This window comes from Methylobacterium brachythecii, assembly GCF_014196345.1.
Classification (GTDB): Bacteria; Pseudomonadota; Alphaproteobacteria; order Rhizobiales; family Beijerinckiaceae; genus Methylobacterium; species Methylobacterium brachythecii.
In genome coordinates this window covers 317481-332952 of the sequence record NZ_JACIDN010000005.1, presented here as the reverse complement: position 1 = coordinate 332952, position 15472 = coordinate 317481, and the positions used below count along the sequence as shown (strand labels likewise).

The 15472-nt window shown below is 66.7% G+C and carries 17 protein-coding genes and 1 pseudogene; 8 read left to right on the top strand and 10 right to left on the bottom strand.

All coding sequences use genetic code 11. The features are described from left to right. The first annotated feature begins 27 nt into the window (after positions 1-27). On the top strand, positions 28-246 hold the full coding sequence (locus GGR33_RS15205) for a hypothetical protein (protein ID WP_246413161.1): 219 nt from the start codon (positions 28-30) through the stop codon (positions 244-246). Positions 247-321: 75 nt separating this feature from the next. Here the strand turns inward: GGR33_RS15205 and GGR33_RS15200 are convergent, their stop codons facing one another. From GGR33_RS15200 to GGR33_RS15190, 3 genes are all read right to left on the bottom strand, one after another. Next, on the bottom strand, positions 322-1407 hold the full coding sequence (locus GGR33_RS15200; protein ID WP_183506638.1) for an alpha/beta fold hydrolase: 1086 nt from the start codon (positions 1405-1407) through the stop codon (positions 322-324). A 130-nt stretch (positions 1408-1537) separates the two neighbouring features. Beyond that, positions 1538-2164, bottom strand: a complete 627-nt coding sequence (locus tag GGR33_RS15195; protein ID WP_183506637.1) for a DUF938 domain-containing protein — start codon at positions 2162-2164, stop codon at positions 1538-1540. 179 nt (positions 2165-2343) lie between these two features. Further along, the gene (locus tag GGR33_RS15190) at positions 2344-3039 is read right to left on the bottom strand and encodes a flavin reductase family protein (RefSeq protein ID WP_183506635.1); all 696 of its coding nucleotides are present in this window, start codon (positions 3037-3039) and stop codon (positions 2344-2346) included. A 576-nt stretch (positions 3040-3615) separates the two neighbouring features. On the opposite strand from GGR33_RS15190, the gene GGR33_RS15185 reads away from it, so the two are divergent. Both GGR33_RS15185 and GGR33_RS15180 read left to right on the top strand, forming a co-directional pair. After that, positions 3616-4695 (top strand): helix-turn-helix transcriptional regulator, encoded by a 1080-nt coding sequence (locus tag GGR33_RS15185; RefSeq protein ID WP_284211314.1) that lies wholly within the window; start codon positions 3616-3618, stop codon positions 4693-4695. Between the two features lie 344 nt (positions 4696-5039). Next, a complete protein-coding gene (locus GGR33_RS15180; RefSeq protein ID WP_183506633.1) occupies positions 5040-5297 on the top strand; it encodes a hypothetical protein in 258 nt (85 codons plus the stop codon). Positions 5298-5415: 118 nt separating this feature from the next. Here the strand turns inward: GGR33_RS15180 and GGR33_RS15175 are convergent. Next, positions 5416-5745 (bottom strand): annotated as a pseudogene (locus GGR33_RS15175) (ankyrin repeat domain-containing protein); the annotation flags it as partial. A gap of 221 nt (positions 5746-5966) precedes the next feature. Between GGR33_RS15175 and GGR33_RS15170 the strand changes: the two are divergent. Next, positions 5967-7022, top strand: coding sequence for a hypothetical protein (locus GGR33_RS15170; RefSeq protein ID WP_183506629.1), 1056 nt, complete (start codon positions 5967-5969; stop codon positions 7020-7022). A 12-nt stretch (positions 7023-7034) separates the two neighbouring features. Here GGR33_RS15170 and GGR33_RS15165 read toward each other — a convergent pair whose 3' ends face one another. From GGR33_RS15165 to GGR33_RS15145, 5 genes are all read right to left on the bottom strand, one after another. Further along, the gene (locus tag GGR33_RS15165) at positions 7035-7748 is read right to left on the bottom strand and encodes a di-trans,poly-cis-decaprenylcistransferase (protein ID WP_183506960.1); all 714 of its coding nucleotides are present in this window, start codon (positions 7746-7748) and stop codon (positions 7035-7037) included. A gap of 108 nt (positions 7749-7856) precedes the next feature. Beyond that, positions 7857-8240: a transcriptional regulator gene (locus GGR33_RS15160; protein WP_183506627.1), complete on the bottom strand. Its 384-nt coding sequence runs from the start codon at positions 8238-8240 to the stop codon at positions 7857-7859. Beyond that, on the bottom strand, positions 8233-8856 hold the full coding sequence (locus GGR33_RS15155; protein WP_183506625.1) for a hypothetical protein: 624 nt from the start codon (positions 8854-8856) through the stop codon (positions 8233-8235). The genes GGR33_RS15160 and GGR33_RS15155 overlap by 8 nt, the downstream gene beginning before the upstream one ends. Before the next feature lie 113 nt (positions 8857-8969). Continuing rightward, positions 8970-9455 (bottom strand): VOC family protein, encoded by a 486-nt coding sequence (locus GGR33_RS15150; RefSeq protein ID WP_183506623.1) that lies wholly within the window; start codon positions 9453-9455, stop codon positions 8970-8972. Positions 9456-9466: 11 nt separating this feature from the next. After that, a complete protein-coding gene (locus GGR33_RS15145; protein WP_183506621.1) occupies positions 9467-9862 on the bottom strand; it encodes a DoxX family protein in 396 nt (131 codons plus the stop codon). A gap of 104 nt (positions 9863-9966) precedes the next feature. Between GGR33_RS15145 and GGR33_RS15140 the strand changes: the two genes are divergently transcribed. After that, positions 9967-10881 (top strand): LysR family transcriptional regulator, encoded by a 915-nt coding sequence (locus GGR33_RS15140; RefSeq protein ID WP_183506619.1) that lies wholly within the window; start codon positions 9967-9969, stop codon positions 10879-10881. Between the two features lie 16 nt (positions 10882-10897). Here the strand turns inward: GGR33_RS15140 and GGR33_RS15135 are convergent, their stop codons facing one another. Then, positions 10898-11401: a DUF3617 domain-containing protein gene (locus tag GGR33_RS15135; protein WP_183506616.1), complete on the bottom strand. Its 504-nt coding sequence runs from the start codon at positions 11399-11401 to the stop codon at positions 10898-10900. 191 nt (positions 11402-11592) lie between these two features. Here GGR33_RS15135 and uvrB point away from each other — a divergent pair, with 191 nt between their 5' ends. The 3 genes from uvrB (at position 11593) to GGR33_RS15120 (ending at position 15419) form a co-directional block, all read left to right on the top strand. Further along, entirely contained in the window at positions 11593-14256 is a 2664-nt protein-coding gene (uvrB, locus tag GGR33_RS15130; protein WP_183506614.1) for an excinuclease ABC subunit UvrB, read from the top strand. Positions 14257-14405: 149 nt separating this feature from the next. Then, complete coding sequence (locus tag GGR33_RS15125; protein ID WP_183506612.1) at positions 14406-14630, top strand: hypothetical protein; 225 nt, start codon at positions 14406-14408, stop codon at positions 14628-14630. 66 nt (positions 14631-14696) lie between these two features. Beyond that, on the top strand, positions 14697-15419 hold the full coding sequence (locus tag GGR33_RS15120; RefSeq protein WP_183506610.1) for a YidB family protein: 723 nt from the start codon (positions 14697-14699) through the stop codon (positions 15417-15419). Positions 15420-15472 lie beyond the last annotated feature (53 nt).

The following is a 15472-nucleotide window of genomic DNA, read 5'->3' as shown; positions in this document are numbered from 1 at the left end:
GGGCCTGCTCTCGCGAAACCCGAGACCTTGATTGATCTCTTCGCCGGCCGCGACACGCCGGCCTGCCCGAAATACCAGAAGAGCCCCCAGCACTTCTGCAACATCGTGGTGCGCCAACCGGGCGGAAACCCGACCCAGGACATGACCGGGTCGATCGGGCACGCGAAGTCCTACCAGAGCAATGGCGGTCCGCGCTGCAAGGTGATCTGCCGCTATACCGGCAGCAACTATGACGGCATCCGGTGAGGCACCGGTGCCCGCTAGGCTGCGATCAGGGCTTTGCCCCGACCGCAGCCTAGGCGTTCTGGTCCCGTTGCCCGGCTATTTTGCGCTGGCCATGAACTCCTGGAGATAACCCTTCCAGAGCTTGGCGTAGCGCAGTGATTGGTGGCCATGGGTTTCGGCCGAGGCCGGCACCAGCACGAAGCGGCTGTTCTTCAGCTTGGCCATCGCCCCGTCCATCACGTCGAGCTGAGGCGGGTTCAGTTCGTCGTCGGCGAAATTCACGGCGAGCAGCGGCGCCTTGATCCGCTCGAGCCCCGCATAGGGGTCGTAATCGTAGGAGGAATCGAACCAGTACAGCCAGTCGTTGGCATCGACCTTTCCGGTGAAGGCGGCGGCGTACTTGTCGAAGAGCTGGCGGGCCCCGTCGTTGGTCGGCGCGTCCTTCTGCAAGCCGAGCACGCTCTCGGTCATGATGTTGAAGATCGGCAGCACCTTGAGAAAGTGGCTCGGCTGCTCGGTGTAGTCGCCACCCTTGTAGTCGGGATCGTTGCGGATGTTCTCGATGAGTAGGCGCCGCCAGAGCGCATTGCGGCCACTGACCTGGATCGGCTGACTCGCCACCGCCGCGATCCGGTCCATGGAATCGGGGTAGCGCTCGCCCCACATCCAGGCCTGCATTCCGCCCATCGACGTGCCCATGACGAGGCGCAGGTGCTTGATGCCGAGCCCTTCGGTGACGAGCCGGTGCTGGCCCTCGACGACGTCTGCATAGCCGTAGCGCGGGAACTTCGCCTTGAGCCCGTCCGAAGGCTTCGTGGAGCCGCCGCGACCCAGGCCGTCCGGCAGGATCACGTAGTATTTCGAGGCGTCGAGCGGCGCGCCCTCGGCGAAGAGATCCGGGGCGAGGGTCGGGAGCAGGAACTGCTTGCCGGTGCCGGTGGTGCCGTGCAGGGCGAGCACTGCGTTGTCGATCTCGCCGGCCGCGTTCTTATGCGGTGTGCCGAGCGTGGTGTAGTGCAGCTTCACTTCCGGCAGGGTGCTGCCGTCGGCGAAGCGAAAATCCTTGGCGACGTAATCGCCTTCCGTCTGGTTCGGAAAGCCGGCGGGCGCCCCCTGAACCGCGGTCGCGCCCAGCATCAGGGCCACCCCCAACGCTCCGCTGCGAAGATACGAAAGGCTCATGGGCTCGACGCTCCCTGATTGCGGACGAGTTCCGTGAAGCATTGTCCGCCGTGAGGTCGATCTGACGCGTCGAACGGTCTCGGTCAATCGCTGGTCGACCACGTTCCACGGACTGGAACGGGCCCGCGGTTCAGGCGGATTTGCGGAAGATCAGGCAGAGATTGTTGGCTGGCATGGGCACACGCTGGGCGAGCCTGAGTCCGCGCGGGGCGGCGGCCTCTTGGAGCGCCGCGACATCCCGGATACCCCAGCGCGGATCACGCCGCCTCAGATCCTCGTCGAAGGCCGCGTTGCTCGGTGCGGTGTGCATCCCGTCCACCAGAAACGGCCCGTAGAGCACGAGCAGGCCGCCCTCATCCAGCACCCGCCCTGCGCCAGCCATCAGGCCCTCGGCAGCGCTCCAAGGTGCGATGTGAACCATGTTGATCGACACGACCGCGTCGGCATGCTCCAGCGGCCAGAGCGGTTCTTTGACGTCGAGAGCCAGGGCCGGGCGCAGGTTAGCGAGGCCGGCGGCGCGGGCATGCGCGGCGATGCTCCTGAGCGCTGCCGGCTCCGGATCGCTCGGCTGCCAGGTGAGGTCCGGGAGTGCCCGCGCGAAATGGACGACGTGCTCGCCGGAGCCGCTCGCAGTTTCGAGAACGAGCCCGGAGGGCGGCAGCACCCGGCGCAGCACCTCGAGGATCACCTCGCGGTTACGAGCGACTGAAGGGGCGAACAGGGCGTCGCCCTCGAGATCCGATCCAGGTGCGATCATGGCTCCGGGCGTCGCAGTGGAGGTGGCGGCCGGTGTAGCGCAGTCCTGCTGACGCGCCGAGCCGGGGCCACGCTAACCGGTCGTCGAACCGGACGCCTGGCGACCACGGCTGCATTCTACACGACGCCACCGTTGAAGCGTAGCCGAGTGCGCCCCGAAACCGGCTGCCGCCGACACACTCAGGGAGATGGTTCGAGCGCTTCTCCACGCGCCCGATCCACATCGGGCATCCGGTAGATCCTTTCGTCGATCTGCGCGAGGCTGGAGGGAGCGACCTCGATCTCGGAGACCCCATAGAGCTTCTGGAAGTTCATGATCAGCGGCTGCCACTTGAGCGGATCGATCCGGTTCTCGTGCCCGTCCATGAGCAGGCTCGGATGCACGTGAACACGGGTGATGCGCACCTCGAATGCCGATATCAGCCCTGCGACTTGGGGATCGTCGGCCATCATGTCGTGACGCGCCGCAACGACGGCCTCCAGTTGGATGGGACATTCCAGGACGCGCGGCGCGGCCACGGTCTGCGATGGCACCGGGGTCAAGCCAGCCGCTTCGAACTTGGCCGGCTCGTACACATAGCCCAGCCGTTGCTTCAGTTCGGGCACCGATGCGGTGCCCGTCAGACGGGTCAATTTGTTCACCGCGTCGACTTGCTTCGGCGACGCCAGATTGAGCACGCACTGGCCCGTGCGGATCATGTTCTGCGGCGTCTGCGATGCGGTCTGGAGGCCGAGCATGCAGCGCCATCCGAGCCACCACGCGGACGACATCGGTGCGAGGTTGGCGGTACCGTCCTCATTCTGCGTGCTGATGAGCACGACGGGCGTGCCGAGGTAGAGGATCGAGGGTTCGATCGTGACGTGGGGACCGGTCATGCGGGGCTCCGTGGCTTGGCGACGGGCCGCTTATGTGATCGCGCAGGCCGCGAAGAACTCCGCTTCTTGCGCTGGAATCGGATTGCCACGGGGCGGCGGAATTGGCTTCCTTCTATGCTGGACGCCGACTGATGTCGGCGCCCAACGATGGACGATTCCGAAGATCGCTTCCGGTTGTCGGCGCGGGCTCGGCAGTCGAACGTTTTTTCGGATCGGCCGTTTGAATTCGCGCCTGGGTTTCAATTGTCGCGTGAGCTTCGGAAAGCTCGGGCGGGCATGCGATCGCACGAAGGAACCAAGTCGGACAGCATGATCGGTGGTGCGTGGCGATGAACTTCCAGTCGCAAGCACGCCCCAGATAGACGATGTGATCCAAAGAATATTCATACGTTGCTGGGTGCATGGTGACAGCGACAGGATTCATTTATAGCTGTATAAATGAACAAAATTCGACATTTGATCTGTGTAATAGTATAGAAATTTCCAAGCAAATTGCGAATGCAAATCCGATATGCTCAAATGGCGGCATTCCAGGCGATATATTGTCCAGCGATTTAAGGTGGCGGTTTGCTGAATGTGCTCAATGATACACTTCTCGGCGAGATCTACGAAGCGGCTCACATCCCGGAACTGTGGCCGGGTCTGCTGGACAAGCTGACTGCGGAGAGCGATGCCTGGGGCGGCATGCTCTTCACCGTGTCCGCTGGGGTGACGCGCTGGATCGCCTCCGAGGCCACGACGCCCTTCTTCGCGCAGTTCCTGGCAAATGGCTGGATGGCCCGCAATCCGCTCGTCGAGCGCGGCGTCAAGCGTGATCACGCCGGCTTCCTGACGGATCTCGATCTGTTCACGCCCGCCGAGCTCGAGGCGGAGCCGATGTACCAGGACATGCGCCGGCTCGGCGGCGGCCAGCATGTGGGCACCGCGATCAACGTCCCCAACGGCGACACGCTGGTCATCAACATCGAGAGGCGGAGCGGCCAGAGCCCGTTCTCGCGCGGCGATGCCGAACGGCTCGATCCGTACAGGCCGCATCTGGCTCGCGCCGCCATGCTGGCGGCCCGTTACACCCAGCAGCGCTTCGAGAACACGGTGTCGGATCTGGAGCTCCTGGGGCTCGCCTCGGCCGCCATCGGCGCGCAGGGGGCGATCATCGCGTGCAACCGGCGTTTCGAAGCGATGATGCCGTCGCTGTTCAAGGACGGCCGTGGAAGGCTCTCGATCGAAGATCCTGTCGCGCAAAAAGTCGTCTTCGATCTGATCGACAAGTCGAATGCCAGCGCGCGGCCCGAAAGCGTGTCGATCCCCATACGGGCCGCGGGCTCGGACGCGCGCGCCGTCCTGCACATGGTACCGATCACCGGCCACGCCCGCGACGTCTTCACCAGGGCCGCGCATCTCCTGGTCGTGACGCCGATCGGCATCGAGCGGAAGCTCGACCTCGCCCTCGTCCAGGGTTTGTTCGATCTGACGCCTGCCGAGGCCAGGACAGCTGGGAGCATCGCGCAGGGCCTGAGCGTGCCGGAGACGGCGAGCCAGTTGGGGATCGCGGTCAACACCGTCCGCGCCCAGCTGAGAGCGGTGTTCGACAAATCAGGCGTTGGGAGCCAATCCGAGCTCGCCGCCCTCCTCAGTGGCGTGAAGTCGCCGGGGTAGCGCAGGCTGCGAGAGAGCGGAAACGGGCTCCTGCTCGAAGCCCGCTAATTCTTTGAATCGGAAGCGACTTTCGTACATCGACCGCTTCGGTCGGAGCGCGGCGGAACCTCGCCGACATTGTTTAGTCCAATCGGACGATGAGCCCCCGGATCACGCATGCCAAGACGCTTCGGAGGAGAGACGGCGCAAGCTCTGGATGCGGTGGGCGAGACACACGAATTGCAGGCTGGACGAGATGCGCAGCCTTCGCGGTTCTTCGACGAGGACCGCGAACGGCGCCCGTCCTCTGCGCACGTAACCACCGGCCTTTCGCGCTCGAAATTGCCCGCAGATCGGTGAAATCCATGCTGAGCGTGAGAAAGAAGCGTGCGGCTTTGGCCATCGTCGAGGCGGAGACGCGCAAGGCCGCCGCTAGAACCGCGGAGCAGGTGAAGGACGCCGCGGAGACCAGCCTGTCGCGCGTGATCTCGGCACCGCAACGGGTCGAGGTTTGCTGCGTCGCGCAGACGGCGTCCGAGCTGCGCGTTCATGTCTGCGGGCCGGACCTGTTCGGTGGCTTCACGGTGAGGCTGCAGCCCCTCGATCGCCGAACCATCCATTGAGGCTGCCGCCCGTGCCCAGGCATGGGCACGCGCTTCCGATAGCCTGATCTCGAAGAGGAAGAAGGGTCAGCCGGCGAGTGGATCGACGCCGTCAGCGCCGCGCGTGAGCCTGCGAGACGGCGCCGTGCTCCAGCAGCAGCCGCACGATGCCCGTCTCACCCTTCGCAGTCGCGGCGGCGAGCGGGGTCTCGCCATGGTCGTTGGCGAGTTCGGGGTCGCCGCCGGCCTCCAGGATGATGCGGGCCGCTGCCTCCTGGCCGTGGGCGGCCGCGAGCATCAGAAGGCTGTCGCCGCGATCGTTACGGAGGTTGGCTGGAAGGCCGTGCTCGAAGAGTTCGGACAGTTCTTCGGCGTGGCCAGCCTGCGCGAAATGGAAGATGCGGCCGGCGAAAGCGAGTGACTCGTCGTCGAGAAACGGAATCGAGGCGCTCGCCTGATGAGACTGCATTCCAAACATCTCTTCGCGCCAAAGAAGAAGGCCATCTGGAGTCGACGCGTGCGCCGTCCAGCCTTGCCGATCCAAAAAGATTGGGCTTGGTGAGAGCAGTGCCGCGACTCAGGCGCCGAATCTCATGAGCCGGCTTGTATCGCGACGACCCCGATTTGTCGCCGATTCGTTGAATTCGCGACGCTCGAATTTTCGTCAAAGTGTCATCCGGAGAGTCTCCGTTGCGAACGCTCTCCGCCGACTCGCGCAGCCGCCTGCTCTTCACCCTCGGCGCCATCCTCGTCTACCGGTTCGGGTTGCAGGTGCCGCTCCCCGGCATCGATCCGACGGGGCTCGGTCCGCTCGGAGCGACCGGCGAGCGGGTGTCGGTCTTCGCCCTCGGGCCGATGCCCTACGTCACGGCCTTCCTTCTCGTGCGCGTGCTCGCGCTGCTCGTGCCGCGACGGCTTTTCGATGGGGACGAGCGTCGCGTTGCGCTGGAATCGATCACCCGCGCCGCGACTGTCCCGTTCGCGGTCCTGCAGGGTTACGGCGTCGCCAGCGGCCTGCAGGCCGTCGACGGGTTGGTGCGGGAGCCCGGCTCGCTCTTCCTCGCGACGACGACGGCGACGCTCGTCGCGGGCAGCCTGCTCCTCGCCTGGCTCGCCGGGCGGATCTCCGAGCGCGGTCTCGGCCACGGCATCTTGATCCTGCTCGCCGTCGGTACCGTCGCCCACGTGCCGGCCGGGGTGACGGTCTGGGTCGAACTGGTCCGCTACGGGGCCGAGCCGGCAAGCCGGCTCTGGGCGGCCCTGGCCTTCATGCTCGCGCAGATGGTCCTGATCGTCTTCGTCGAACGGGCTTGGCGGGTGGTGCGCCTCGCCCCGCCCGCGACCATGGCCCTGCGGGTCAACCCAGCCGGGCCGCTGCCGCCGCTGGCGGCGACGGCGTTACTACCTCTTGTCCCGATGATCGCTGGCTACGCGGGTGCGCCTGCATTCCAGGCGGGCTCTGTGCTGTCCCAGGCCACCTACGGCGTGGCTCTGTTCGCCAGCGTGATCGCAGGGACCATGCTCGCAGCCCGAACGCAGGGCGGCGCTGAGGAGAGGGCGGCCGATCGGAGCCGTATCGCGCTTCGGCTCGCCCCGTACGCGGCTGCCTACGTGACGCTGATCTGCCTCGCGCCGCGTGTCCTCTTGGACATCGTACCGGCCGCCGGCCTGCCGAGCGGGCTCTGGCTGATGATCGTCGTCTGGGTCCTGCTCCGCATCGACGAGCGCCTGCGCGCCGAGCCCTAGGCTCGGCCTGAGTCAGGCGGCGACCGGAACCGGCTTCAAGCCGCCGAAACGCCTGTCACGGCCCGTGAAATCGCGGATGGCGGTGGCGAGGTCGGCCTCCCCGAAATCCGGCCACATCCGGTCGGTGAAATGCAACTCGGCATAAGCCGCCTCCCAGAGCAGGAAGTCGGAGAGCCGCTTCTCGCCGCCGGTGCGGATCAGCAGGTCGACGTCGCCCGGTCCGCCCACCTCCTCGCGCAGGGCCCGGTCGAGATCCCCACGGGATGCCTCGGGGCCGAGCCGCGCGGCCGCGGCCACGATGGCATCGCGGGACGAATAGTCGACGGCGATGCGAAGGCTGAGCTTGGTCCCGGCGGCGGTGGCCGCCTCGGCCCGCTCGATTGCCTCGGGGATGCCGGTCGGCAAGCGGTCGCGCCGGCCGAACACCGTGAGCCGTGTGCCGGTGCGGGCGAGCCGTCCGGTCTCGGAGCGCAGATAGGCCTTGAGCAGCCGCATCAGGCCGATCACCTCGGTCTCCGGCCGTTTCCAGTTGTCGCTGGCAAAGGCGAACAGCGTCAGCGTGTCGACACCGAGATCCGGCGCGGCCTCGGCCGTGCGCCGGATGGCCTCGACCCCCATGCGGTGCCCCGCGCTGCGCGGCAATCCGCGCTGCGTCGCCCAGCGGCCGTTTCCGTCCATGATGATCGCGGCATGCAGGCCTCGTCTGCCGTCGGCATCGGGTCGCATCATCGGGTCTCCGCGTACGGGATGAAACCTAAGGTCTGGAAGAGGCCGGTCACGACTTATCCGATGTGCCGGTTAAGTTGGTGTTTTCGCGGTCGATTGCCGACGACATCATGTCGGCTCGGCGAAAGGACCGGTCATGACGCGCGCCGTCTCGGCGGATTTCCCCGCCCCCTTGGCGGCATCGCGCACCACCTGCTCCAGCACGCCGAGATATTGCAGGAAACGCGAGCGGCCCCTCGGCGTCAGCCGGCAGACCGTCTGCGGACGATTGTGGTCGTAGCCCTTCTCCAGGCTGACGAAATCCGCCTCCTGCAGCACGGCGAGGTGCCGGCTGAGATTGCCGTCGGTCAGCCCGCACAGGCGGCGCAGATCGGGGAAGGCAAGGCCCTTGGGGTGGGCGACCAGCGAGGTCAGCACCGAGAGCCGCGCCTTCTCGTGGATCAGCCGGTCGAGCCCCTCGTAGGAGAAACGGCCGTCGATGGTCTCAGACATCGGAGCCTCCTTGGTCGCGCATCATGGCGCGGTGCATGATCAGGGCGAGCATCCCCTGCCCGACGGCGAAGGGCAGGCCCATGAGCCAGGGCGAGAGCCGGTGATCGCCGCTGGCCAGCGCGAAGACCGACAATCCGGCGAGGAGATACCAGGCGCCGGCGAGCTGAACCGCCTTCGGCAGGATCCGGGCGGCGGCGAAGAGCCCGAGGCCCGTCAGCACCTGCCAGAGACCCGGCAGCATCCAGACGTCGTCCGGGGCGAAGCGCCCGAACACCAGCGCCAGGCAGAGGCCGGCGCCGGCGGCCGGCAGGAAGCTCTCGATGGCGCTCGTCACCATCTCGTCGGCGAGACCCGAATGCAGGCGCCGCGAGCGCCGTACGGTCTCCACGCCGATCAGCGCGACGGCCAGCAAGGCCGCGGCGATCCAGGCTCCGAAAAACAGGAGAGGTTTCGCCGTCGGATCGTCGATCCAGAAGGCCTGGAGGCAGGCGGTGCCGACGGCGATGACGCCGGTCGCCGCGAGCGTCGCGGAACCGAGCCCGCGAAACGCCGTCTCACGGGCGATCTGCGTGCGGATCGCGACGATGTCCGCCAGTGCCTTGTCCAGGTCCCGCATGAGCCTCGCCCTCTCGCGACTCAAACTTTGCATCGTAAAGTAGATGCTAAAGCAGAGTCGGGCAAGGCTCGCGACGAGGGTTGCTCGTGGAATTCAGCGTTCCAGCCGCCTCCTCAGACGGCTGAGCCGAGAAGGTCGGCGAGATCGAGCCGGCGGGTCGTCATCGCGAGGTCGCCTGACGCGTCTCGCGGCCATTCTGCTTCCGGCCGGTCGCGATAGAGTTCGACACCGTTGCCATCGGGATCACGCAGGTAGAGCGCCTCGCTCACCCCGTGATCGCTGGCACCGTCGAGGGGGATGCCGGCGGCATTCAGCCGTTGGAGCGCATCGGCGAGCGCAGCGCGCGCCGGGTAGAGGATGGCCAGGTGGTAGAGGCCGGTCGTGCCGGGCGGCGGAGGCTGTCCGCCCGCGCTCTCCCAGGTGTTGAGTCCGATATGATGGTGGTAGCCGCCGGCCGAGACGAAGGCCGCCTGGCTGCCGTAGCGCTGCATCAGCCTGAAGCCGAGCACACCGCAATAGAAGCCGAGCGCCCGGTCGAGATCAGCCACCTTGAGGTGGACGTGGCCAATGCGGGTCTCGGGGTGGATCGGTGCCGACATGATGTCCTCCCTCAGCTCTGGCGGATGGCGAAGGGGCCGCCGCCGAGCAGCGCCTGCACGACGAGGGCAACTGCCCAGAAGGCTGCGAATTCCCAGCCGCCGCCCTGGTTCTGCGCGAAGAAGCCGTTCGCGCCGTGCACGGTGACGATGGCGCCGATCAGGATCGGGATCAGGGCGAGCGCGACCCAGCGGGCATAGAGGCCGAGGATCAGGGCGAGGCCGCCTACCGTTTCGGCAGCGATCACCGCGTAGCCGAGGGCCGGCGGCAGGCCGAGGGAGCCGAAGAAGCCGGCCGTGCCAGCAGGGGTGAACACGAAGATCTTGAGAGCGGCATGGGCCAGGAAGAGGCCGCCGAGGGTCAATCGCAGCAGCAGGGCGGCGTAGGGGGTGGTGCGGGAGTCGGTCATGGATCGGTTTCCGTCTTGAGTGGTCGGACCATGCCCTGGAACCAGAATTGCGATAATCACTATATTCTGCCAGTTACTTCACTCTGGCAGAGTGAAATCAAGCGATGCTCGACCGTGTGACCGGCATGCAGGTCTTCGTCAGCGTAGCGACGCTCGGAAGCTTTGCTGCTGCCGGGCGGGCTATGGGGCTGTCGCAGACCGGCGTGACGAAGCACGTCTCCGCGCTCGAGACCCGCCTCGGCACGCGGCTCATTCATCGGACCACGCGGCGGCTCACGCTCACGGAGACCGGCAGGGCCTATCTCGAAGCCTGCGAGGGCATTCTCGCCGACATCGCGGAAGCCGATTCCCTCGCCGGCGAGTCGGCGGTCGAGGCGCGCGGCACGCTGCGGCTCAACGTGCCGCTCTCGTTCGGGGTGCGCGAGATCGCACCCCTGCTGCCGGCCTTCAGCGCCGAGCATCCGGCCGTGTCAGTGGATCTCGGCCTCAACGATCGCAGGGTCGATCTGATCGAGGAGGGCTGGGATCTCGCCATCCGCATCGGCCAACTGTCGGATTCGAGCCTGATTGCCCGCCATCTCGCACCGTGCCGCCTCGCGATCTGTGCCGCGCTCTCCTATCTCGACCGCCACGGCATTCCCCGACGGCCGGAAGACCTCGCCCGGCACAATTGCCTCGGTTACAGCATCGTCGATCCCAGCCGTTGGCGTTTTGAGACGCGCAGCGTGTCCGTCGCCGGGAATCTGCGCGCCTCGAACGGGGATGCCCTCGTCACCGCCGCGATCGCCGGCCAGGGCATCGTCTACCAGCCGACCTTCATCGTCGCCGAGGCCCTGCGTGCCGGTACGCTCGTCGAGATCGACCTCGGCGAGCGGCCACCGCTCATGCCGATCCACGCCCTGATGCCGCCCGGCCGGCGTCCCGCCAAGACGCAGGCCTTCCTCGCCTTCGTCGCGCGACGCTTCGAGGGCGAGCCCGCCTGGGATCGGGATCTGCCGCCGCCTTTGCGAGCGATCTGACGGCGGCCTAGGATCGTCAGCGTGGCATGGCCGGCAGCTTCACCGTCTTGCCGCTCTCCAGGATGATGTCGCCCGGCTTCTGGCCGGCCTCGCAGGGGCCGAGCCAGCGCGACTCGATCACCGTGTGCGATGCCTTCGGCCCAGTGACCCCGGGCAGGCCGGTCATTACCGAATCGGTCTCGATGCGGACCGACGCATTGAAGTCGCCGGTCATCACCGCTTTCCCTTCCACCGAGATGGTGCCCATCTTGCAGCTCGTCTCGCTGAGATAGCCGGTGGCGGTCTTGGTGAGCTGCTTCTTCGAGCAGTCCATGCCCATCTTGTCGCTCAGGCCCTGCATCTGCTGATCGGTGGCGGCGTCGATGCATTGGCGCACTGTGCTGTGGGCCCCGTCGGCGGAAGCGTTCTTCGATTCCCAAAGCCCCGCCTTGCGGGCCGGCAGCGAATCCGCGGCTGCGGCCAGCGACGAGCCGGTCGACAGAGCGACGGCGAGCCCGAGGCTGACGATGGATCGGCGCATGGTTTCCCTCCCAGATCGTGTCGCGCAAAGCGAGCGCAGCGGCGGCGCACGGCTAGCCCGCGATGCGCGCGCGGACAAGCTGGCGGCCTCTGCGCCGGCGGGCCGTCGCACGTCGATCGCGGCGAAAACATCTCGTGCGAGCGCACCATCGCGGGGTTTTTCGCAGCGCGCACAAAGCCCATATTCGGTCCATGCCTGCTCCGAAGAAGCCTCGCTCCGCCTCTGCCAAGGCGGACAAGCCCGAACTCAAGCCGCTCGACGAGCATCTCGCCGAGCTGCTGAACCCGGCGCTCAACCGTAATCGGCCGAAGCCGATCGAACCGCGTCCCGCGGAGCCGCCAGCGAAGCGCGGCCGTGGGGGCCATGCCAGAGCATCGAAGACGAAGGGCGGCGGTTTCGGCGAGGCGCCTCAGGCCGGCTTCGCCATCGGCGACATGGCGGAGGTCGATCCCCGCCTCGCCCAGGCGCTCGGTCTCGCCGCGCCGGAGGATGGTGCGGCCGCCGTCGAGGTCGAGGAGCCTCAGTCGCTGGCCACCGAGGGCGTGTCGGCGACGGTCGAAGCGCTGGAGCGGCTACTCACCGAGGGTAATCCACTCTTCAAGAACGGAGAGGCCTGGATCCCGCATCGGCCCGAGCGGCCGAATAAATCGGAAGGCGGTGTCAGCTTCACGCTGAAGTCGGAATTCAGCCCGGCCGGCGACCAGCCCACCGCCATCGCGAGCCTCGTCGGAGGCGTGCGCGAGTTGGAGCGCGACCAGGTCCTGCTCGGGGTCACCGGCTCTGGAAAAACCTTCACGATGGCGAAGATCATCGAGGAGACGCAGCGCCCTGCCCTCATCCTCGCGCCGAACAAGACTCTCGCCGCGCAGCTCTACGGCGAGTTCAAGAGTTTTTTTCCGGACAATGCGGTCGAGTACTTCGTCTCGTATTACGACTACTACCAGCCCGAGGCCTACGTGCCGCGCTCGGACACCTTCATCGAGAAGGAATCCTCGATCAACGAGCAGATCGACCGGATGCGCCACTCGGCCACCCGCGCCCTGCTGGAACGCGACGACGTCATCATCGTCGCCTCGGTGTCCTGCATCTACGGTATCGGCTCGGTCGAGACCTACACGGCAATGTCGTTCACGGTCTCGCTCAATGAGAAGATCGAGCAGCGGCAACTCATCGCCGACCTCGTGGCGCTTCAGTACAAGCGCATCCAGTCGGACTTCGCCCGCGGCACATTCCGGGTGCGCGGCGACTCGATCGAGCTGTGGCCGGCCCACTTGGAGGATCGCGGCTGGCGGATCGGCATGTTCGGCGACGAGGTCGAGTCGATCGTCGAGTTCGATCCGCTGACCGGCAAGAAGATCAACGAACTCAAGTTCGTGAAGGTCTACGCGAACTCGCACTACGTCACGCCGCGCCCGACCCTCCAGCAGGCGATCAAGGGCATCAAGACCGAGCTGAAGCTGCGGGTCGACGAGTTGACCAAGATGGGCCGGCTGATCGAGGCGCAAAGGCTCGAACAGCGCTGCACCTTCGACATCGAGATGATCGAGGCCACCGGCGCCTGCAACGGCATCGAGAACTATTCCCGGTATCTCACCGGGCGAAAGCCCGGCGAGCCGCCGCCGACGCTGTTCGAGTACCTGCCCGACAACGCCCTGGTCTTCACCGACGAAAGCCACGTCACCGTGCCCCAGATCGGCGGCATGTATCGCGGCGACTTCCGGCGGAAGGCGACGCTGGCCGAATACGGCTTCCGCTTGCCCTCCTGCCTCGACAACCGCCCCTTACGCTTCGAGGAATGGGACGCGATGCGGCCTCAGACCGTCCATGTCTCGGCGACGCCGGGCAAGTGGGAAATGGAGCGCACGGCCGGCGTCTTCGCCGAGCAGGTCATCCGCCCCACCGGTCTCGTCGATCCTGTCATCGAGATCCGCCCGGCACGAAGCCAGGTCGACGACCTCCTCGGCGAGGTCCGCGAAGTGGCGCAGGCCGGCTACCGGACGCTGGTCACGACGCTGACCAAGCGCATGGCCGAGGATCTCACCGAGTACCTGCACGAGAACGGCGTGCGCGTGCGCTACATGCACTCGGACATCGACACGCTGGAGCGGATCGAGATCATCCGCGACTTGCGGCTCGGCGCCTTCGACGTGCTGATCGGCATCAACCTGCTGCGCGAGGGCCTCGACATCCCCGAATGCGCCCTCGTCGCGATCCTCGATGCCGACAAGGAGGGATTCCTGCGATCGGAGACGTCGCTGGTCCAGACCATTGGCCGAGCGGCGCGGAACGCCGATGCGCGCTGCATCCTCTACGCCGACCAGATCACCGGCTCGATGGAGCGGGCGATGGCCGAGACCGAGCGGCGTCGCCAGAAGCAGCTCGCCTACAATGAAGAGCACGGCATCACGCCGCAGAGCGTGAAGCGCGGCATCCAGGACATCCTGGAGAGCGTCTACGAGCGCGACCACGTGCGCGTCGATACCGGGCTCGCCAAGGACGTCGCCACGGTCGGGCACAATCTCAAGGCGGTCATGGCCGATCTCGAGAAGCGCATGCGCGCGGCGGCCGCCGATCTCGACTTCGAGGAGGCCGCCCGCCTTCGCGACGAGCTCAAGCGGCTGCAATCGACCGAGTTGCTCATTGCCGACGATCCGATGGTGCGCCAGGGCGACGTCGAGCGCGGGGCCGGCCGTCAGGGCGACAAGCGCAGCCGGATCAGCAAGCCGACGCTCGACAATATGGGTCCGGGCACCGACCGCGAGCTTCCGGCTGGTGCCGTGCCCTGGAAGGAGCGGCCGAAAGGGCGTTCGACGCAAGGCATAGGCGGCCAAAGGCCACGCTATAAGGGCCGCTGAATAGTATTGATCCGGGGGTGTATTCAATCGTTCCGTCTGGAACCGAACACGTATCCACGGATTGACGAGGCAACATCACAATATGTCCACGGCCGGCAGTCTTAGGCTGCTCGCATCGTGTTCTCCTCGAACCACCGGAACCGTCGATCATGAAGCCTTCGCTTGATCCCACGGCCGGTGCGACCGTGACCGGCCTGTTTCTCGGAAGCCTGGCGCTTGCCGCAGCGGTGGCTCTGGTGACGGCGCCGATCACGCCACGTAGTGCCGTCGCGCGCGACAATGCTGCGACAGCGCGGCTGACGGTTCCGGCCGCTCCGCTCGTCGCGCAGGCTTCGGTAGTTCAGAGCCAGTCGCGTCGGTTCTCGAACGATTGAATTCACCGCAACTGCTCGCAGGCTCGGCCGTTGTAGCGTCGTGTGGCGCGGGACGGAGGACGGGTCATGGGTCTGCTCGATCAAGTCATTGGTGGTGTGGTCGGGCAGGTGCTCGGCGGGGGACGTGGCGGCAGCGCGATGTCACCCATCGTCAAAGCACTCCTCATGCTGCTCCTCGCCAAGGGCGCAAGCGGCGGCTTCGGCAACATTTTCGGAGGCGGGCATTCGCCCGAACCGCAGCCGCAGGGCGGCGGACACGATCCCTTCGGCCGCGGGCGGGGGCCGTCACCGGAGGAATATGACGGCCCCCAGGGCGATGACGGCGATCTCGGCGGCTTCGGTCAGCGGCCGCAAGGGGGCGGCTACCGGCAGGCTCCCTCCGCCGGCGGCGGCGATTTCAGCGACCTCTCGGGCATGCTCGACGGCCCCGGCGGCAGCGACGGCGGCGGGCGTTCACCCGGTGCCGGCCCCTACGCGCATCTCGACCACGACCAGGGCGGCGGAGCGGGTAATCTCGGGGGCGGTCTCGACGGCTTGATCCAGAGCTTCGAGCGCGGCGGTCTCGGAGACGTCATCGGCTCCTGGATCGGCCATGGCCAGAACCGCACCATCGAGCCGAACCGCCTCGCGGATGCCCTCGGCTCCGACACCGTCGACACGCTCAGCCGCCAGACCGGCCTCGACCGTTCGGACCTGCTGAACCAGCTCGCCCAGGCGCTGCCCTCGGTAGTCGATGCGCTAACGCCCCAGGGGCGGAAGCCGGAAGAGCACGAACGGCAGGGTTGGTAGGGATAGAGCCCTCAACCGTCATCGCGAGCGCAGCGAAGCGATCCAGAACCGCA